The following is a 19,935-nucleotide window of genomic DNA, read 5'->3' as shown; positions in this document are numbered from 1 at the left end:
TCATGGCCACCCCCTTGCCCGTGCGCGGGAATGCCATGCCTCCGGCCTCGCCTGACTTGCCTTCCGCCCCGTTGCAGGCACTCCACCGTTCACAGCGCCGGCTGCTGTTGGGGGGAGGGGGGCTGATCACGCTGCTGGTGCTGTTGACCACAGCGGTGAGCATCTTTGCCGGCGTAGGCGAATTCCATGACCGCGAGCGCCAGAAGTTCTTCGAGGCCCGCGGCGCGATCGATTACTTCCTGGTGCAACGTGACCGTGCGTATGCAGGAAGCGTGAACGCCAACGACGTGATGTGGAGCGGGCAGCGGGAAGAACTGCGGCGCCTGGGTCGGCCGATGGTGGCCAACTACCTGTCGCAGGGCATGCGGACGGTGGTCCGGGCAGAAGGTCCGGCATCGGTGCCGTGGCTGGTGCTGGGCGATCCCGAGCGGCCGATGCCACAGCCTGATCTGGAAGCCTATCTGGGCATGATCTATCAGTACTCGCTGTACACGACTGCGGCGATCAGTTCGATGCAGGGGAACAGCCCGGCCATGGTGTATGGCTATGACCCGCAGGCGCGGCTGATGGCACTGCCCGGCGTGGTTGACGAGGCGCAGCTGCTGCGGGGGCTGCGCGCAGATTCGCGGGCACAGGCGTTCGCACTGTTGAAGGGCATCGAGCGCCACGCGCCGCTGCAATCTCCAGATCCCGGTCCGATGGAAAGCGCCGCCAAGGGCCATCGCCTGGCCTCGCTGTTCGGGCGGAACCCGCTGGATGGCCGGCCCTCGCTGGTGGGTATTCTCACCCTCGCCGAGGGCACCACGCCCTATTTCCGGCGGGTCACCTTCGAGCCGATCAGCAGCATCGGCTCGCGCCTGGAAGCGACCGCCGCCGGCAGCTATCTGCTGACCGGGCCCACCGGTGAAGTGGTGCTGGCAAAGGGCCCCCTCAGCCGGGAGGCCAATGCGCTTGGCCCGCTGCTGGCGCAGCAGGACACACGCAACGTGACACGGCTGTCGTTCCAGCATCTGTTTGCGGTAAGCGGGGGGTTGTCAGGGACGGACTGGCGCTTCACGCGTCTTTACGACTGGAGCGCGCTGTGGCGCGACCAGGGGATGGCCATCGTTGCGCGGCTGCTGACGGCACTGTCGATCATCGCAGCACTCTGGCTGCTGCTCTGGCGGGTGGAGCGCAAGGTCATGGCGCCGGCCCTGGCCGAGGCATCGCGCGTCTACGAAAGCGAAGCGCTCAGCCAGACCATCATCGGCACGGCGCCGGTGGGCTTGGCACTGCTCAGCTGCGATGATGGTGCTCCCCTTCTGCAGAACCAGGTCGCACGCGAACTGGCGACGCAGCTGGCGGGCGATTCGACGACCCCGGCGCTCTATGCCGCGCTGGTACAGCAGGCGCATGCCTTGCCCGGAGCGCGCAAGGAGTTCAACTGGACGCTGCACGACGCGGGTGCAGCGCCGATCCAGCTTCAGGTGGCGTTGGCCATCGCACGCTATCGCGACCAGACCGTGTGGGTCTGCGCGCTGCGTGATGTCACGGCGCAGATGGAACTGCAGCAGACCCTGGAGCGCGCCCGTCGCGATTCCGAGGATGCCCGCGCCGCTGCGGAGGCGGCCAACCGGGCGAAGAGCGCCTTCGTCGCCACCATGAGTCACGAAATCCGCACGCCGCTCAACGGCATCCTCGGCCATCTGGAACTGCTGGCACGCTCACCGTTGCAGCCTGCGCAGCAGGAACGCCTGCAGCGCATCCGGCTGTCGGCGGACTCCCTGATGGCGATCATCAGTGATGTGCTCGACTTCTCGAAGATCGAGGCCGGGCAGTTGGATATCGACCCGGCGCACTTCAACGTTCGTGAACTGATCGAGCAGGCCACGCTGCTGTATGCGCCCGAGGCGCACAAGAAGGGCGTGAAGCTGTTCTACATGATCGACGCCGAGCTTGAGGATGCCTACCGGGCAGATGCGCATCGCATCCGGCAGATCATCAACAACCTGCTGAGCAACGCGGTGAAGTTCACCGAGTCCGGGCGCATCACGCTGCACGCCGGGCTCGGGAACTGCCTGCAGCCGAACCAGAGCGTGCTGCGGCTGCGGGTCGTGGATTCCGGCATCGGCATGTCCGACGAGCAGCTTGCGCATCTGTTCCGTCCCTTCGAGCAGGGCGATGCCAGCGTGTCCCGACGCTACGGTGGCAGCGGGCTGGGGTTGGCGCTGTGCAGGCAACTTGCGCATCTGCTGGGCGGCAGCATCCAGGCCGAAAGTACGCTGGGCGTCGGCACCGTGTTCACCCTGGAGGTGCCGGTTCACCCTGTCGATGCGCCGCAGGGCGCTGACCAGCCGCTGTCGGGCACCACGGTGACGCTGCTTTCCGCAGCGCCGGAGTGGCGGCAGGAAATCGGGCAGGTCCTGCAGCGCTGGGGCGCAGGGTTGACCGTTCTTGATCGTCCGGCCGCGCTGCCCACCGATGCCGCAACGACAACGTTGCTGATTTTCGGCGAGCGCCGCGCGTGGCCGGAGGAGGATGAGCAGGCGCTGTGCAGCCTCCACGCCCGGCTGGTGCGCGCGTACCCGAGCGGCCCCCTGGCCCCCGAACGCCGTCCTGATGGCGTGCACGTCACCAGCTATTCCAGCCCGGCGCTGCTGCGCGCGTTATTGCAGGATGCGATGGGAGCGGACGCGCCATCGCCGGTCGCCGCGCAGGCGCGGCCGCCGGCGGGACGGGGAAGGGTGCTGCTGGTGGAGGACAATCCGGTGAACCGCGAGCTGATCCAGCAGCAGCTGGAGGAGCTCGGCTGGCATGTGGGCACCGCCGAGGATGGCCAGGCCGCACTGAGCCTGTGGCCGTCGGATAGCTGGGACGTCGTGCTGACCGACATCAACATGCCGGTGATGGACGGTTACGAGCTGGCCCAGACGCTGCGTGCACGCGGGGAAAAGGTGCCGATCCTGGCGATCACCGCAACCGCGCTGGCCAGCGAGCGGGAGCGCTGCCGGCAGGCGGGCATCGATGGGCTGTTGCTCAAGCCCCTGGATCTGGAACGGCTGTCAGCGGCGTTGGACCGCTACGTTCCTGCCAGCAACCACAAGGCACCCGCGCCGGCCGCGGGGCAGGGGCTGCCGCTGAAACTTCGAGCCCTGTTCGTGGAAAGCGGCGCGCGTGATCTTGACGTCCTTGCCGCCGCGCTGCGGGAAGGGCGGCAGGCCGCGCTGCTGGACAAGGTCCATTCCCTGAAGGGCGTGCTGTTGATGATGGGGGAACGTCCGCTCGGCGAGCGCTTCGGGGCCGTGGAGCACCGCCTGCGCGAGCACGACACGGTGGATGAAGCCGAGCTGCAGGCGCTGCTCGCGTCCCTGTCCGCGCTCATCGACAGCTATCGGGAGGGCCTGCCGGACGGCTCGTGAGCGAACGCCGATCAGTCCGGGTCGGGGCCGTTTGAACGCAGGCCGAGTTCCGTCGCGAACTTGAAGAGATCGGCTTCCTTGTCGATGCCCAGCTTGGCCATCCCGATCCGCTTCTGCGTGCTGATGGTCTGCTTGCGCCTGTCCAGGCGCTCGGCAATTTCGTTGATGCCAAGCCCCGACACGAACAGCGTCAGCACTTCACGTTCCCGTGGCGAGAGCGCTGTCTTCCTTGACGCTGCGGCATGGTGTGGCAAGATCTGCGCGACCGACGGCGAGAGGTAGCGCCGGTTGGCCCAGGCCGCAGCGATGGCCGCCGGAACATGGCTGGTGTCATCGGCCTTGCTGAGGATATGGGTGATGCCGCGCTGATAAAGTGACTGGATGACCACCGGCTGGTCCATGCCCGTCATCACGATCACACGCAGGTCGGGGTAGCGTTCGCGGAGTGTATCCAGCAGGGCGAGGCCGTCGCCGTGCGTGCCGCCCGGCATGGCGTAGTCGGTCACCACGACATCACATGCGGTACTGTCCAGCAGCGCCACCAGCTCCGAGGAGTCGGACGCCGTTCCAATGCACTGCAGCGTGGGAACCGCATCGATTGCGGCCCCGATTCCCATGCGGATGACCGGGTGGTCGTCTGCAATGGCTACACGAATGATCGGATGAGACATGCAACAGCCCCGCGCTGAAGTTGGCCCGCCACACCGGCGACCCGCCGCCGCAACTATAGGCCAGGCAACCGCGTGTTGGCATGCCTGGCGATACCTGCAACCAAGAGGATGACTGTATGGCCTTGAACCTGGTCGTTGCCGACGACCATCCCGTGATGCTGGCCGGCATGGAAATGCTGCTGCGCTCCGAACCCGGCATCGCGGTCGCTGGCCTGGCCAGCGACTCGACCGGACTGGTTGCGCTGCTGAGCGCCGCACCGGTGGACGTGGCCGTCTGTGACTTTTCGATGCCGAACGGGCGCTACGGCGATGGCGTGACCCTGCTCAGATTCCTGCAGCGGCGATTTCCCAACCTGAAGCTGGTGGTGCTCACCGGCATGGAGAGTCCGCTGGTCCTGCGCTCCATCCAGGCCGCCGGGGTGACGTGCATCGTGAGCAAGAGCGATTCGCTGGAGCACGTGGTTCCTGCGGTGCATGCGGCCCGGTCCGGCCAGCCGTTCGTCTCTCCGGCCATTGAGCGTTTGCTCGCCCACGTGGCCGAGGCACTTGGCAGTGGTGCGTCCGCACTGTCAAAGCGGGAAACAGAAGTGCTGCGCATGTTCGCCGAAGGATTGACCATCCGGGAAATCGCCGAGCGGGTAGGGCGCAGCAGCAAGACCGTCAGCACGCAGAAAATGGCGGCCATGCGCAAGCTTGGCCTGGAGCGGGACGCGGACGTGTTCGAGTACGCGCTGGCGCATGGGCTGGTCCAGGCATCGCAGAGCGCCCGTGCAGGCGCCGGTGGAGAATCGGACTGATTCAGGCATTGTCCGATGGTCTTGCGCTGCAGCGTTCGTATTCTCGGTGGGGCACACCCCTGTAACCGGTGACCACGTGCCCGACCCCAATTTTCTGGTAACGCTGCTGCTGCTTCGATTCAGCGAGCTTTCGGCCAGCTCGCAGGCGAGCTTCCTGGACTGCCTCAATCAGTACCTGTTTGCCTCGCCGCAGTTGCGCCGAGCGCTGCGCCGCCAATGGCAGGACCGCTGCAGTGACAGCGAAGCGGGCCAAGCTTCGGGCCCGGCACGGGGCCCTGCAAAGCAGAACGCTTCTCAACACGATTCCTGACGTCTGCCATCACGCATGGCCGCTGCAACGCATCCTGGTGGCATCTGCCGGGGCGGGCGGCGCACGCCCACAGCGCCTCGGGCAGGCCTGAAACGCCGCGTCCCCCTGCTTTTGGGACGAGTCCGATTCGACTCCCGGGTGGCCCTCACTAACCTCGCAAGTGTCCGCTGAGTGCTTCCCCTTCGGTTCCTCCGAACGCTCCAGGAAGCCCTCCAGCCTTCATTTCACTTCGAGGAGAGCCTCATGAACAAGATTCATTCAATCGTCTGGAATGCGGCCGCCGGTCGATGGGTCGTCGCCTCCGAATTCGCCACCCGTCGCGGTCGCGCCCACGCGGGCAGCCGTACCGTGCTTCGCCCGCTGCAGCTGGCCGTTGCTGTCGCGCTGGCATGGGGCGGTGCCGCAGGTGCAGAGACGCTGCAGTTCCCCGGCGCCCCGGTTGATGTTGCCGATGGCACGCGGGTCGTCGAGGACATCATTGTTGCCAATGGCGCCACGGGCGTCGTCGTTGGCAACGGCGGTACGCTGGTCCAGCAGGGAAATGCCTTCTACATCGGCGGCACCGCGAACCGCGCCGCCCAGAACCTGGACCTCAGCGGGCTCTCTCATTACGTGTTCGACAATGCCAGCCTCGACTTCAACGTCGGTGGCCGCGTCATGGGCGGCTCACGGGATCAGACCGGGGCTACCACCGGTACGGTCGTGCTGGCTTCGGATACCAACCTCATCCGCGCATCGCACCTTGGCATTGGCGATGTCGGCCGCAACATCAGTGCAGCGGCGACCAATCAAGGCACCGTGCGCCTGGGCCAGAACAACACGATCAACGCCGACAGCATCACGCTCGGCGGCAACCAGAGCGGCGGCACCCTGGTCTTCCAGGACTCGGTCACGGACGGAACCCTCACCCTGCGTGGCTCCGACGGGGAGAGCGCCGTAGGCACCTGGAACATTGGTACGGGAAACAGCAGCAATTACACCGGTGCCACCGGCACTGTCGACCTGCGCCGAGGCGTGCTTGATGCAAAGGTGGACGCGCTGAACATCGCGGGCGCGCCCTATGGCGATGCCACCGCAACGGGCACCCTCAGCCTGGGCCGGGGCGTGCTCGAAGCCAACACCATCATGATCGGCGAACGCAGCAGCACCGCAGGCAACGGCGGTTCGAACGGTCGCCTCTCCATTGGCGAGGGCGGCACCGTGCTTGCCAATGCCATCACCCTGGGCAACCGCACCGGCACCCGAGGGACCGTGTCCTCGAACATCTCCCTCGACGGGGGTGCGCTGCATGCTGGCAGCATCCTGGCGGGCGCCGGCGCCGGCACGCGCGTGATCACCTTCAACGATGGCGTGCTGGGCAACCGTGCCGCAGGCCAGGACATGCAGGTTGATGTTCCGGTGGTGCTGGCCGCGAGCGGCGAGCATGCGTTCCGCGTCGATGGCAATGATGCCGTGATGACCGTCAGTGGGCAGGTCAGCGGCAATGCAGGCACCCTGACCAAGACCGGCGAGGGCGTGCTGGCGCTGACCGGTGCCAACACCTACAGCGGCTCGACGCGCGTCGATCAGGGCCTGATCCGATTCCAGTCCGGCAGCAACCTGGGCACCGGCCGCATTGTCCTGGATGGGGGCGGCCTGCAGTGGGCCGCAGGCAGCGACGAAGACATCTCCGCGCGACTGGAGGCGCTGGGGGCTGAGGGCGCGGTGCTGGACACCAACGGCAACGCTGTCACCCTGGCCACGGCGCTGCACGGCGAAGGCGGTCAGCTGATCAAGCGCGGCGACGGCGCGCTCACCCTGACCGCAGACAACACCCACACCGGCATGACCCGCATCGAACAGGGTGAACTGGTGCTGGGCGATGGCGGCGCAGCCGGCAACGTGGCGGGCGACATCGTCAACAACGCGCGGCTGACCCTCAACCGCGGTGACCGCATGTCCCTGTCCGCCAACATCGCCGGCAGCGGCGAGCTGCTGCAGGCAGGTGGCGGCACTGTCGTGCTGTCCGGCCACGTCGCGCACAGCGGCGGCACCCGGGTGGCGGCCGGCACCCTGCAGATCGGTGACGGCGGCTCGCGCGGCACGCTGGGCGGCGATGTCAGCCTGGCCGGTGGCACCTACCTGGACGTGGACCGCAACGATACGTTCCTGCTCTCGGCGCGTGTCGCCGGCGATGGTGCGCTGCGCCAGATCGGATCGGGCACCACCGTGCTGGACGCTGACCACCGCTACGCCGGCGGCACGTTCATCGCGGCCGGTGCGTTGCGCCTGGGCAACGGTGGCACCAGCGGCAGCGTGACCGGTGCAATCGACAATCAGGGCTGGCTGGAATTCAACCGCAGCGACGACGTGCTGCTGGACAATGCGGTGAGCGGAACGGGCGGCCTGGTGCAGATGGGCACGGGTACCCTGCGCATCGCCGATGACCAGGCCTACACCGGTGCCACCCGCGTGCTTGCCGGTGCACTTCAGGTCGATGGCAGCATCCGGTCGGCAACCGAAGTGGCCAGCAATGCCATGCTGAGCGGCAACGGCACCATTCACGGTGACGTGGTCAACGCCGGCGTGATCCGCCCGGGCAGCGGGAATGACTACGGTCGCCTGACCATCCAGGGCAACTACGTGGGCCAGCAGGGGCAGCTGGAACTGAACACCTGGCTGGGCGACGACGCATCGCCCAGCAGCCAGCTGGTGATCGATGGCGGCAGCGCCAGCGGCAGCACCACCGTGCGCGTTCACAACACCAGCGGCACCGAAGGCCACACCGTCGGGGACGGCATCCTGGTGGTTGCCGCCATCAATGGCGCCACCACGGCGGCCGATGCCTTCAAGCTCGGAAACTACGCACGAAACGGCGCATTCGGGTATGGACTCTTCCGCGGCGACCTGGAAGGCAAGTCGGCCGAAAACTGGTACCTGCGCAACGCCTTCGTCGTGCAGCCGCCGGTCGATCCGACGGACCCGGTCAATCCGACTGACCCGATCAAGCCGATCGATCCGACTGATCCGGTCAATCCGACCGACCCGGTCAAGCCGGTCGACCCGATCAACCCGGTCAATCCGACCAACCCGGTGCCTCCGGTGGCCCTGCCCATCTTCGGCCGCGAGCTGGCGACCTACGGTACGGTCCAGCCGCTGGCGCGCGAACTGGGTGCACTGGCGATGGGTAACCGGCGCGACAGGGCGCAGGCCGCCGCTGCGGGCGACAGGCCGCATGCTGCCTGGGTGCGTGTGGCAACCCGCGACCTGCACAACCGGTACGAATCCATGGTTGCGCCGGAAGCCAAGGGCAGGCTCAACGCGCTGCAGGTTGGAAGTGATTTCTGGCAGACCGCCCCGTCGGCAGACGCCCGCTGGCAGGCGGGCGGCTACCTGTCGCACGCGAGCAGCAATGTGCAGGTCGACGGCATCTATACCAATGATGAGCGGACCCGCTATGTGCGCGGGGCGACCGGCAACGTCGAGCTGCAGGCCACCAGCGCTGGCTTGACCCTGACCGGCGTTGGCAGCCGAGGCGGCTATCTGGATGCCGTCGTCCAGCTAACCCGCTACGGCGGTTCCGCCAACGCGGGCCCGGTTCGCCTCAACACCCGTGGCGACGGCTACCTGGCATCGCTCGAGGCCGGCTATCCGTTTGTCATGCAGGCCAGCACCGGGCAGTTCACGCTGCAGCCTGAAGTCCAGCTGGTCTGGCAGAAGGTGCGTTTCGATGCAGGGCAGGACGCTGCAGGGCAGGTGTCGCTTGGCAGCACCCAGGGGCTGAGCGGGCGACTGGGCATCAACGGCAGCTGGCAGTTCCAGAGCGCGGGCGGCGTGCAGTGGGCGCCGTACCTCGCCGCCGATGTGTGGCATGAATCGGATGCGCGCTCGGCAGTGACGTACGCCGGCAAGGACCAGATTCCCCTGGAGGCGGGTGGAAACCGAGCGTCGTTGAGCGCTGGCGTCAACGTCCGGTTGAATGAGCGCTTCAACCTGCAGATCTCTGGTGGGCGCGAGCGCTCCATGGGCAACGGCAGTGGTGCCAGCCGGGAAGGCGCGTTCGGCAACCTCGGCCTGCAGGTGCGCTGGTAAGGGCGAGCCGCCGGTGTCCGCCATCAGATGCGGCGACCCCGCATCTGATGGCGCGCCAGCGAGCACCGCAGTCGAGCAGGCATCCAGGGGCGTGCCTGCTGCCCGGGCTGATTCGTGGGATGATGCACCACTGCGCCCGACTGCCACTACATGCACACACTGACCGATCCCCACCTGCTGAATGACATCGCTGAGATCGGTCGTATTGAAGCAGTGCCGCGCATCCTTGAGACCGTCGCCCATATCACAGGCTCAAGATTCACCGCGATTGCCCGGGTGACAGAAACCACGTGGACCGCCTGCGCCACCCTCGACACCCTGGGGTTCGGGCTCGTTCCGGGCGGGCAACTGGTCCTCGAAACCACCCTCTGTGACGAGATCAGGCAGTCATCGACCTCCGTGGTGTTCGCGCGCGCCAGTGCACACCCGCTGTATTCCGAACACCATACGCCCAGGATCTACGGGCTGGAGAGTTACGCCTCCGTGCCGATCCATCGGCCGGATGGCAGCTTCTTCGGCACCCTGTGTGCCATTGATTCGTCGCCGGGCAACTTCGATGAGGCGCACGTCCAGCGATCCATGGAGCTGCTTGCCGACCTCGTTGGCAACTACCTCGACAAAGAGGATCAGCTGCTGGAGGCAGAGACAGCACTTTCAACGGCACAGCGTGTTTCCGATCTGCGCGATCAGTTCATCGCGGTACTGGGCCATGACCTTCGCAGCCCGCTGCAGGCCATCAGCGTGGCCGCCGATTCGCTGGAACGTGAGGCGACATCCGAGCGCCAGCAGCGGATGCTCGCGCACATCGCTGCCGGCGTCACCCGGATGGATGGCCTCATCGGTGATGTGCTTGATTTCGCCAGGGGGCGGCTGGGAGGAGGCATTCCGGTCTCGCTCCAGGAAAGCCACACCTTGCAGGCGGAGCTTGAACAGGTTGCAGAAGAAGTGGCGATCGCTACCGGTCGGCAGGACATCAACGTCCAGATGCGGATCGAGGGCAGCGTGGTCTGCGATCCCGGCAGGCTGTCGCAGCTGCTGGCCAACCTCCTGACCAACGCAGCCCAGCACGGCGAGCGCTCCGCGCCTGTCACGCTGAGAGTCCAGGCCGCATCCCATCGCCTCACGCTGGATGTGCATAACGCCGGCTGCATTGCGCCTGAGCGGCTGGGGACGATTTTCAGCCCGTTTTCGCGTGAGCAGGGCGAACTGCCCAGGCCAGGGCTTGGCCTGGGCATCTACATTGCATCGGAAATTGCCAAGTCCCACGGCGGAACACTGGACGTGCGGTCGAGTGAGAGCGACGGCACTTTGTTCACATTCCAGATGCCGACCGCGGCGCGCACATGAAGGTGGGCGCCAGGCAACAGGAGGGCTCCGGCACGGCGCCGGAGCCCTGGCCAGTCACTTTTCCTGCAGGAACGTCAGCAGGTCCTGGTTGACCTTGTCCTTGTGGGTGTCGGTCAGGCCGTGCGGCGCACCCGGGTAGACAATCAGCCTGGCACCCTTGATCAGTTTCGCTGACTGACGGCCAGAGATATCGATCGGCACGATCTGATCGTCGTCACCGTGGATCACCAGGGTAGGAACATCGAACTTCTTCAGGTCGGCGCGGAAATCGGTGGCCGAGAATGCGGCGATCGAATCGTAGGTGTTCTTGTGGCCGCCCTGCATGCCCTGCGCCCACCATGCATCGATCAGCCCCTGCGACACCTTCGCGCCCGGGCGGTTGAAGCCATAGAACGGGCCCGACGGAATGTCGCGGTACAGCTGCGCGCGGTTCTCCATCTGTGCCTTGCGGATGCCGTCGAATACTTCGATCGGCAGGCCGTTCGGGTTGTCGGCGGTCTTCAGCATGAACGGCGGCACCGAGCTGATCAGCACGGCCTTCTTCACCCGCCCGGTGCCGTGCCGGCCGATGTAGCGCGCCACTTCGCCGCCACCGGTGGAGAAGCCCACCAGGGTCACATCGTGCAGGTCCAGCGTATTGATCACCGTGGCCAGGTCATCGGCGTAGTGATCCATGTCGTTGCCGTCCCATGGCTGGCTGGAGCGCCCGTGGCCGCGACGGTCATGCGCGATGACGCGGTAGCCATGGTTGGCCAGGAAGATCATCTGCGATTCCCAGCTGTCCGAATTCAACGGCCAGCCATGGCTGAAGGTCACGACCGGGCCGTCCTTCGGGCCCCAATCCTTGTAGTACAGCTGCACGCCGTCGGCGGTGGTGATGTAGCTGGCGGTGCGCGCGATGGCGGTGACCGGGGCCGGCTTGGCCGGTTCGGCGGCCTGCGCGGACAGGCCGGCCTGGACCGAGAGGGCGAGGGCGGCAACCGCCAGCGTACGGGCGAAGGTGTTCATGCGGGAACTCTCATGGGTGGGTGGTGAGACGTACTTTGCGCCTGTGATCAGGCGCCCGGGTGATGAAGTGTCCGGATTTCTTGATAGATCGTCTTGCATGGATGTGCGCGCCCCCATCGCTCGCGATTGCCTGTTGACAGGGTAGAACGCTCGTTCTACCTTGCAGCCATGAGCAACGGCAGCACCGACACGCAACAGAAGATCCTGGCCACGGCCGAGGCGCTGATCTATCAGAACGGGATCCATGCCACCGGCATGGACCTGCTGGTGAAGACCTCGGGCGTGGCGCGGAAGAGCATCTACCGCCACTTCGAGAGCAAGGACGACGTGGCCGCCGCCGCGTTGAAGGCGCGCGACGTGCGCTGGTTGGCCTGGTTCCGGCAGGAGTGCGATAAGGCCGACAGCCCGGAAGCGCGCATCCTCGGAATGTTCACCGCGCTCAAGAGCTGGTTCCAGTCCGAGGGCTATCGCGGGTGTGCGTTCATCAATACCGCGGGGGAGGTCGGCGATCCGGCCGATCCGATCCGGCAGATCGCGCGGAATCACAAGCAGAAGCTGCTCGATTACACGCTGGAACTTACCGAACAACTGGATGTGGAGCAGCCGGCGGACCTGGCCCGCCAGCTACTGATCCTGATGGAAGGCGCCATCACCCTGTCGCGCGTGATGGGTGATCTCGACGCCGCAGACACCGCGAAGGATGTCGCGAAGCTGTTGTTGGAACAGGCCAAGCGTTAGCGCCTGGGTACGCCAGATCCTTTGAAGCAACCCGTATATCCATTTCGATTGGAGGTCTCCCCGTGTCCGCAGAACAACCCCGTCCGCCGCTTCCTCCGTTCACCCTCGAATCGGCCACGCAGAAGGTGCGTCTTGCCGAGGATGGCTGGAATTCCCGCGATGCCGACAAGGTGGCGCTTGCCTATTCGCTCGACACCCAGTGGCGTAACCGTGTCGAATTCACCAACGGCCGGGAGGAAGCCCGGCAGTTCCTGGCACGCAAATGGAACAAGGAACTCGAGTACCGCCTGATCAAGGAGCTCTGGGCCTTTAGTGAAAACCGCATTGCGGTCCGCTACGCGTACGAATGGCACGACGACTCCGGCAACTGGTTCCGTTCCTATGGCAACGAAAACTGGGAATTCGGCGAGGACGGCCTGATGCAGCGCCGCTTCTCGTGCATCAACGACCTGCCGATCAAGGAAAGCGACCGCAAGTTCCATTGGCCGCTGGGGCGTCGCCCGGATGATCACCCGGGGTTGTCGGAGCTGGGTATGTGATTCCCGCTGGGGCGCCTTCCGAAGCGTGCTCAGGTACGATGGGGCGGCCGGCATCTGCGCCGGCCGGGGCAGGGGTGCAATGGACATGCAGGCAGGGGGCGGCGTCGATCCGCCGGCAACGACCGATTCGCAGGAACTGACATTCCACTGGCTCTACCAGCGGGTGCAGGGGCTGGTTGAGCACAGCATCTACCCGAAAGCGGGCAGGGTGGAGACGTGGGCGTTCCGGGTGGGCGCACTGGCGGCCGCCATCGGCATTCTCGGTAGCCAGCTGCCTGATCGATGGCTTCCGCTTACGGCTGCACTGGTTTTGGTCAGGGTCTGCCTGGCGGTGGAAATCGGAGGTTTTGTCATCGGCGGGTTTCTCGCAGCCCGCCGCGGACTCCGGCAGTTCGTACAGCCACGGCTGTCGCACGCGCAGGAAATGGATGGCGAATTTACACAGTGGCAAGCGGTGATCGGCGAGCTTCGGAAGTTTCCCAGAGTCGAGCGTGAGCGCCGCCTCAAGTATGTCAGCCACTTGCGATCCAGCATGATCGAGCGCATGGGATTAATGTACGGAGGGCTGCAGCGCCTTGGGCCATTCCCACTCTTGATTGCCCTCTATCTGCAGTTCCGCCAATGGAGATGGGGTGACTGGAGCAGCGCCTTTGATGTTGGCGCGCTGGGTGCTTTCATCATCTACGCCCTCGTACTGCTATACCTCACAGGATGGCTATTGATCGGGCTGCGTTCGCGCCTGGACACCTACGTCGCCCTGCTTGAAGGCTCCATCCACGAACTCGAACCCTCGCAACCAACGTCCCTGTAGAGCCGAGCCACGCTCGGCTACTGCGGGCGACATCGCGCCCCATCAGGTACCTCAGCAGCAACAACCCGCAGCGCCCGCTCCATCAGAACAGGCTCAGGCACCCCGGCCAGCGCCTGCTGCAGAACGCCCAAAGGTTCCATCTGCCATTGAAGAAGGGCCCGCAACTGCACAACGGCCGGCGCCCGCTGCCGGGCATCCAGTGATACCCGCAACAGCAGATAATTCGGGTGCCTCTCCAGCCACAGCACCGGAACGTCGCGGCAATAGATTTGCAAAGCGGCGCCCTCACGCTGATCGACGAATTGATAGCCCTGTCGTGACCGAGCTTCCACGAACTGCATCGCTTGGCGGCGCAGTTGCAGGAAGCGATCGTCGGGGATGTTCTGGAACCCGATGGGCGAAGGCACGGGCGGGGCAAGCCACTGCGTTGGCGACGCGACTAGCGCCAGGAGGCACAGCGCCGTGGCCGCCCATCGGCACCCTGCCACTCACCCTTCCGGATGGAGGCGCGTACTGGCGTGTGCGGCGAGGCCGAGTCCGGCCATGATCAGGCCCTCCATCACCCGCGGACCGACGTACTGTTCCAGTTCGCCGTTCTCGCGGGCACGCTGCGCGGCCAGCAGGATCTCCAGCACCACGCGTAGCCCAGCCAGCGAGCAATCGGTATCCGCCAGCGCGATGCGTCGGCCGGGCATCTGATGGCGTTCAGGCCAGGGCTGGCCATCCGAGGCGGCGCCAGAGCCGATGCTGTGCAGCAGGGCGATGAGCGTGTTCGGGTCCAACGCAGAGCCATTCGCGGAGGCGTCGTGGATCGGGTGCGGGGCAGGGGAGTGGGGCGGGTTCATGACTGGCTCCTTGCGTGCATGCAGAAGCCGCCACCGATAAAGGTGGCGGACGGTGCGGGGCTCGAAATCCGGTGTGCAATCTTCCCGGCGGGCACAAGGCCCCCACGCACCGCCCGCCATAGCCGGCCGACGGATTGCCAGCCGGCACCACAGAACGTGGTGCCGGCTGGCAAGCGCATACTTCTCTTGCACAACCGAGGATTTCGAGGCCTCGGCCACCCGTTTTCGGTGGCATGAACAGGAATACCCCTGGCTGTGCACGATGCCAACGCAGTAGGGCTGATGCCGACACCACTTTCAACATTTTCAGAATCGTTGCATGCGGCGCAATGAGGCTGGGGCCTTGCGCCGCAAGGCTGTTGTCGATGTCGTGGGTGCACGCCTGGCGGGTGTCGGCATTCGCCCGGCGGGGTCGTGAGCGAGGCAGATGCGACAGGACTACCAAAGGTCGCCAGGCTCGCGTTCAGTGACCAGTTGCTGCGCCACCAGTCGTTCGACTTGCGGGCGGCGAGCGGCTGCGTCGTTTCCTCGTTCACCCGCGCTCGATCCCGGCGCGGGCGCTGGGCGACTGGGCTGCCGCGAATGCCTGATCATCCATGTGACGGCTGGAACGCAAGTGTTGATGGTGTGCCAATAGGTAGTGGCGCCCGATCGTGACGCATCACATTAACAGCCTTCAATCCCGTCGAGGGGCGAAGCCTTCGAAGTCTCACGGGTACTTACATCTTAGGCGCTCGACCTCCCGAGGGTCGCGCTATTCGGTGAGTCGCGGGTCGTGGCAGACTAGCCGCGATGAAAAGCGATCAAGCTGCCATGCCCGGACGGACACGAGTGGTTGATTCAGTGTTCGAATTCGAACTGCAAGGCCGAACGCTTTACGTGGACGCGGAGCACGTATCCCAATGCGTAGAGCTGTGGCGAACTGGGCGGTACACGCAACTCGGCATTTCGGATCGTGAGAACCCTGGCCTCAAGAGCATCGATTTCATTGAGGCCTTCTTTCCTGTAGCCGATCTCCACTTGATGCTGTTTGACAGAGTCGATTTGTCTGTCCTGCGCGGGAACGCTGAGTGGCTGGAGCACTTCTTCACCAACGCTGGGCCAAACGCCATCGACGACATTAGGCCCTTCACGAGGCTCGAATCGCTGGGGCAACCGTGGACCAGAGAATTTCGCGTCGACGCAGGCCTTGACCGTTTGAAGGGCTTGGCACTGGGCGGGTTCAGATCAGCATCAGGTGACGTCTCGGAGTTGTCCGTCCTGCCCGCACTGGAGAAGCTCTCGCTCTATTCCAATCGGCTGCAGAGTCTGAAAGGGCTCGAGACGATGCGGGGCCTACGCGAACTCTCCGTCAGTTACGCGCCGAAGCTCGAATGCATCGATCCGATCGGTGACCTTAAGGAACTTCGTGACCTGCGTTTCGAACACTGCAATATCGTCCGCGGTTTTGCGGATCTGGTGAGGGGTGAGCACCTGCTCAACCTGACGTACATGAAATGCTCACCTCTCGATCACGTGCGGTTCGTCGGTCGCTTGTGTTCTTTGCAGAGCTTTGTTTTCCTGGAAACGGACGTGCTCGATGGCGACATGACTTCCCTTGTGGATCATCCGACGCTGGCGCACGTAGCATTCACAAGGAAGAAGCACTTTACGCTCAGCGAACGCCAGGTCCTTGAACGTCTTGGTGATCGGGAAGGTGGGGTTAGGGCCCGGATAGCCAAGCTGAATCTCAAGAAGGCCGCAGCGGAAGCCGCAGCGCAAGCTGCAGTAGGAGCGCAGTAGTTCCGCCGCACAGTGGGCGGCCTGTGCTCGTTACGCAAGCTTGTTGTGCGGGGATGGCACGTAGGACGCAAGCGTCTGCCGCAACTCACTGTAGATTGAGATATCGAGGCGACGTCGTATCGGATCGTTTGGCGCAATTCGCCAAATCCTCCCTGGAAAGTGAGACATCGCTCGACAATCTCAAATAGTGCGAGGATTCGGGATGTTCATCGGGGGTGCCGCGGGTGCCCATTTCCAGCGCATGCAGGACAATTTAGGGGAGCTGCACTGCGCCCAACATCACCTATCCAGCTTCCACCACGAAACCAGCGCTGCAAATGCCGGCGACGGCTGCCGACGGTTCGGGTAGTAAAGGTGATAGCCGGGGAAGGGGACGCACCACCTGTCCAGCACTGCCACCAACCTGCCTTGCGCGATGTGCTCGGCCACCAGCGGTTCCGGTGCATATGCCAAGCCCAAGCCATCCAGTGCGGCATTGATAACGTGGGTCATGCTGTTGAAGACCAACGGCCCGTCGCCGCGCACGGTGAATTCCTTGCCCTTCTCTTCGAACTCCCACGCATAGATGGCACCGTTTGGGCGATGTCGGATATGGATGCAGCGGTGGCGCGTAATGTCGGCAGGCTTCTTCGGCTTCGGATACTTCTCGAAGTAGTCGGGTGAGCCCACCACGACCAGACGCCAATCGGGGCCGACCCTGACAGCAACCATGTCCTTGCTCAGTGCCTCTCCGAGCCGGATGCCCGCATCGAAGCGCTGCTCCACCACATTGGTAAAGCCGTAATCTACGTAGAACTCAAGCGTAATGTCCGGGTATGCGTCCAGGAATCCGGCAAGCCGCGGACGGATGATGGTCTCCATGGAGTCATCCGTGCAGGAGATTCGTAGCGTTCCAGCTGGGCGGTCGCGCAGGTCGCCCAGCGCCTCCACGCTGGCACCGATGGCCTCGAAATGTGGTGCGATGGAGCGCATCAGGCGCTCGCCCGCTTCAGTAGGAGAGACATTGCGCGTGGTCCGCGCGAGCAGGCGAATTCCCAGGCGCTCTTCCAGCAGGCGCATCGAATGGCTCAGCGCAGAGGGCGTTACCCCAAGACGAACCGCCGCCTTGGTGAAACTCTGCTCCTGCGCCACTACCAGGAACGCTTGCAGGTCATGGGTTTTCACGGTGCTCATGGGTCAATTGTGAGCGCAACTCAGTAATGCATCAACTTTCAACCGGCTTATCGATATAGGGGCTGGGGCCTATCGTGGCGACCCGTGTCCCCAACCGAGGCCATACGCCCATGAAACGCACCACGCTGTTACTGGCGCTGCTCGCCAGCCTCTACGTTCCAGCTTCGGCCATGGCCGCTGACGCACCGGTGCCGGCCCCGCCCCATGGATCCGACAACTTCTACCGCAGCCCCACGGTCAAGGGGGAGCGCGTGAGCTTCCACAACCAGTACGAGATGCAGGTGGTGGGTACGCTTTACCGCCCTCGAGGCCTGCCCGACGGCAGCCGCGCCCCCGCAGTGGTCGTTGGCCACCCGATGGGCGCAGTGAAGGAGCAGAGTTCCCAGCTCTATGCGCAGAAGCTGGCCGAGCAGGGCTTCGTCACGCTGGCGATCGATCTTTCCTTCTGGGGCGAGAGTGGCGGCGCACCGCGACACCTGGTGGCGCCGGAAATCTATTCGGACGACATCAGTGCGGCCGTGGATTTCCTGAGCACGCAGTCATTTGTGGACCCGGACCGCATCGGCGGCTTGGGCATCTGTGGCAGCGGCAGCTTTGTAATCAGTGCCGCCAAGATCGACCCACGCATCAAGGCCATCGCCACGGTCAGCATGTACGACATGGGTGCGGCGGCACGGCAGGGGCTGAACAGTGGCCAGTCGCTGGAGCAGCGCAAGGCGGTGATCCAGTCCGCGGCAGATCAGCGTCTGGCCGAATTCAATGGCGGGGCGCAGGTGTTCGTGCCTGGCACCGTGAACCACCTCGATGCTGACACGCCCGCCATCCAGCGTGAGTTCTTCGACTTCTACCGCACCCCGCGCGGCGCCTATACGCCAAAGGGTGACAAGGCCGAACTGACAACCCAGCCGCTCTTCAGCAGCCTGGTCAAATTCATGAACTTCTATCCCTTCAACGACATCGAGACGATCTCGCCCCGACCAATGCTCTTCGTCTCCGGCGACGTCGCGCATTCCCGCGAGTTCAGCGAGGACGCCTACCGAAGGGCAGGGCAGCCGAAGGAGATCTACTGGGTAAAGGGTGCCGGCCACGTGGATCTGTACGACCGCATCCAGCTGATTCCCTTTGACAAGCTGGCCACGTTCTTCCAGCGCGGCCTGGCCGGGAAATGAGCCGCACCGACGCCCCCGCACATCGCGCCAACTGGGGCGGCGTGCTCGCAATGACGCTGTGCGTCTTCGCGTTGATCGCCTCGGAATTCATGCCCGTGAGCCTGCTCACTCCCTTGGCAGCAGACCTGGGCGTGAGTGAGGGCCTTGCCGGCTACGGCATTGCCATTTCGGGTGTATTTGCGGTGTTGACCAGCCTGTCGATCTCGCGATTGGCGGGTAGCGTGAACCGCAGAACGTTGCTGTTGTCCCTCACGGCGTTGATGGCGGTGTCGGGACTGGTGGTAGCGCTGGCCCAGAACTATCCGGTCTACATGACAGGCCGTGCGCTGATCGGCGTAGTGATCGGCGGTTTCTGGTCATTGTCCGCCGCAACCGCGATGCGGCTGGTACCGGAGGCCGAGGTCCCGCGAGCCTTGGCGATATTCAACAGTGGCAACGCCCTTGCAACGGTCATTGCGGCACCACTGGGCAGCTATCTCGGCAGCATGATCGGATGGCGCGGCGCATTCCTCTGTCTTCTGCCGGTGGCAGCTGTCGCCCTGGCCTGGCAGTGGGTTTGTCTGCCGTCCATGGAAGCGGAGGAGGGCCGATCACACGGCGGGGTCGTCGTGTTGCTGCGACGACGCGTGGTGGCACTGGGCATGATGGCCTGCGCTGCGTTCTTCATGGGGCAGTTTGCCCTGTTCACCTACGTGCGGCCGTTCCTGGAGCGGGTCACGCATGCTGGGGTACCTGCTGTTCCGTGGGTTCTGCTGGCGATCGGAGTGAGTGGTTTCGTGGGCACACTTGCCATCGGGGCATTCATCAGGCGCGGGCTCTACCGCACGCTGGTGATTGTTCCCGCGCTCATGGCGCTGATTGCCGTCACTCTGGTTCCACTCGGGCCCCATCTTTGGCCGACCGCCGCACTGCTCTCGGCGTGGGGTCTGCTGGCCACGTCCGCACCGGTCGGCTGGTGGAGCTGGCTGGCGCGCACCTTCACCGACAACGCCGAGGCCGGCGGCGGGCTGATGGTTGCGGTGGTTCAGTGCTCCATTGCGCTGGGTGCCACCCTCGGCGGGCTGCTGTTCGACAGCCTTGGCTTTGCCAGCACGTTCATGGCGAGTGCGGGCATCCTGTTGTTTGCCGCGCTGCTTGCCTACGCCACTGCGGCTGAAGAGGTGCACACGTCAGCTGCGGCGATTGCCACAGGGGCTCCGAAGCGATGACACGCCTCACTTCGATAACGGCGAAGCTGCTCGTGCTCCTCGCTGCTTTTGGGGTGGTAGCAGCTTGC

At 64.8% G+C, this 19,935-nt stretch carries 16 protein-coding genes; 11 read left to right on the top strand and 5 right to left on the bottom strand.

Translation table 11 applies throughout. The features are described from left to right. Window positions 1-155 precede the first annotated feature (155 nt). Complete coding sequence (locus tag LRM18_RS02780; RefSeq protein WP_270950886.1) at window positions 156-3,398, top strand: hybrid sensor histidine kinase/response regulator; 3,243 nt, start codon at window positions 156-158, stop codon at window positions 3,396-3,398. Window positions 3,399-3,409: 11 nt separating this feature from the next. Here the strand turns inward: LRM18_RS02780 and LRM18_RS02775 are convergent, their stop codons facing one another. After that, window positions 3,410-4,069: a response regulator transcription factor gene (locus tag LRM18_RS02775; protein ID WP_270950884.1), complete on the bottom strand. Its 660-nt coding sequence runs from the start codon at window positions 4,067-4,069 to the stop codon at window positions 3,410-3,412. A gap of 116 nt (window positions 4,070-4,185) precedes the next feature. Here LRM18_RS02775 and LRM18_RS02770 point away from each other — a divergent pair, with 116 nt between their 5' ends. The 4 genes from LRM18_RS02770 (at window position 4,186) to LRM18_RS02755 (ending at window position 10,594) form a co-directional block, all read left to right on the top strand. Next, complete coding sequence (locus LRM18_RS02770) at window positions 4,186-4,866, top strand: response regulator (RefSeq protein ID WP_270950882.1); 681 nt, start codon at window positions 4,186-4,188, stop codon at window positions 4,864-4,866. Between the two features lie 76 nt (window positions 4,867-4,942). Continuing rightward, on the top strand, window positions 4,943-5,176 hold the full coding sequence (locus tag LRM18_RS02765; protein WP_141098705.1) for a hypothetical protein: 234 nt from the start codon (window positions 4,943-4,945) through the stop codon (window positions 5,174-5,176). Window positions 5,177-5,419: 243 nt separating this feature from the next. Continuing rightward, complete coding sequence (locus LRM18_RS02760) at window positions 5,420-9,247, top strand: autotransporter outer membrane beta-barrel domain-containing protein (RefSeq protein WP_270950879.1); 3,828 nt, start codon at window positions 5,420-5,422, stop codon at window positions 9,245-9,247. Window positions 9,248-9,397: 150 nt separating this feature from the next. Then, entirely contained in the window at window positions 9,398-10,594 is a 1,197-nt protein-coding gene (locus tag LRM18_RS02755) for a GAF domain-containing sensor histidine kinase (RefSeq protein ID WP_270950877.1), read from the top strand. A gap of 54 nt (window positions 10,595-10,648) precedes the next feature. On the opposite strand, the gene LRM18_RS02750 is transcribed toward LRM18_RS02755, so the two are convergent. Next, window positions 10,649-11,602 carry an alpha/beta hydrolase gene (locus tag LRM18_RS02750; protein ID WP_134966731.1) on the bottom strand — a complete coding sequence of 318 codons (954 nt, stop codon included), beginning with the start codon at window positions 11,600-11,602 and terminating at the stop codon, window positions 10,649-10,651. A gap of 168 nt (window positions 11,603-11,770) precedes the next feature. On the opposite strand from LRM18_RS02750, the gene LRM18_RS02745 reads away from it, so the two are divergent. The 3 genes from LRM18_RS02745 to LRM18_RS02735 all read left to right on the top strand — a co-directional run bounded on the left by LRM18_RS02745 (window position 11,771) and on the right by LRM18_RS02735 (window position 13,690). Then, window positions 11,771-12,340: a TetR family transcriptional regulator gene (locus tag LRM18_RS02745; RefSeq protein WP_270950872.1), complete on the top strand. Its 570-nt coding sequence runs from the start codon at window positions 11,771-11,773 to the stop codon at window positions 12,338-12,340. Between the two features lie 62 nt (window positions 12,341-12,402). Beyond that, the gene (locus LRM18_RS02740; RefSeq protein WP_270950870.1) at window positions 12,403-12,879 is read left to right on the top strand and encodes a nuclear transport factor 2 family protein; all 477 of its coding nucleotides are present in this window, start codon (window positions 12,403-12,405) and stop codon (window positions 12,877-12,879) included. A gap of 79 nt (window positions 12,880-12,958) precedes the next feature. Then, window positions 12,959-13,690 carry a hypothetical protein gene (locus LRM18_RS02735; protein WP_270950868.1) on the top strand — a complete coding sequence of 244 codons (732 nt, stop codon included), beginning with the start codon at window positions 12,959-12,961 and terminating at the stop codon, window positions 13,688-13,690. Window positions 13,691-13,707: 17 nt separating this feature from the next. Here the strand turns inward: LRM18_RS02735 and LRM18_RS02730 are convergent, their stop codons facing one another. Then, window positions 13,708-14,097, bottom strand: a complete 390-nt coding sequence (locus tag LRM18_RS02730) for a hypothetical protein (RefSeq protein WP_223224787.1) — start codon at window positions 14,095-14,097, stop codon at window positions 13,708-13,710. Window positions 14,098-14,178: 81 nt separating this feature from the next. Beyond that, complete coding sequence (locus LRM18_RS02725) at window positions 14,179-14,535, bottom strand: hypothetical protein (protein WP_080473189.1); 357 nt, start codon at window positions 14,533-14,535, stop codon at window positions 14,179-14,181. 843 nt (window positions 14,536-15,378) lie between these two features. On the opposite strand from LRM18_RS02725, the gene LRM18_RS02720 reads away from it, so the two are divergent. Further along, entirely contained in the window at window positions 15,379-16,317 is a 939-nt protein-coding gene (locus LRM18_RS02720; RefSeq protein WP_130768049.1) for a leucine-rich repeat domain-containing protein, read from the top strand. A 279-nt stretch (window positions 16,318-16,596) separates the two neighbouring features. On the opposite strand, the gene LRM18_RS02715 is transcribed toward LRM18_RS02720, so the two are convergent. Further along, entirely contained in the window at window positions 16,597-17,490 is an 894-nt protein-coding gene (locus LRM18_RS02715) for a LysR family transcriptional regulator (protein ID WP_270950861.1), read from the bottom strand. A gap of 110 nt (window positions 17,491-17,600) precedes the next feature. On the opposite strand from LRM18_RS02715, the gene LRM18_RS02710 reads away from it, so the two are divergent. Both LRM18_RS02710 and LRM18_RS02705 read left to right on the top strand, forming a co-directional pair. Next, window positions 17,601-18,659, top strand: a complete 1,059-nt coding sequence (locus LRM18_RS02710) for an alpha/beta hydrolase (RefSeq protein ID WP_270950859.1) — start codon at window positions 17,601-17,603, stop codon at window positions 18,657-18,659. Next, window positions 18,656-19,867 carry an MFS transporter gene (locus LRM18_RS02705; protein ID WP_270950857.1) on the top strand — a complete coding sequence of 404 codons (1,212 nt, stop codon included), beginning with the start codon at window positions 18,656-18,658 and terminating at the stop codon, window positions 19,865-19,867. Before LRM18_RS02710 ends, LRM18_RS02705 begins: the two co-directional genes overlap by 4 nt. The last annotated feature ends 68 nt before the right edge of the window (window positions 19,868-19,935 follow it).

Origin of the sequence: Stenotrophomonas sp. PI_27, from assembly GCF_027854495.1 — a bacterium.
GTDB lineage: Bacteria > Pseudomonadota > Gammaproteobacteria > Xanthomonadales > Xanthomonadaceae > Stenotrophomonas > Stenotrophomonas pavanii.
Note: the sequence above shows the minus strand (reverse complement) of the source record. Positions and strands in the feature narration are given on the sequence as shown.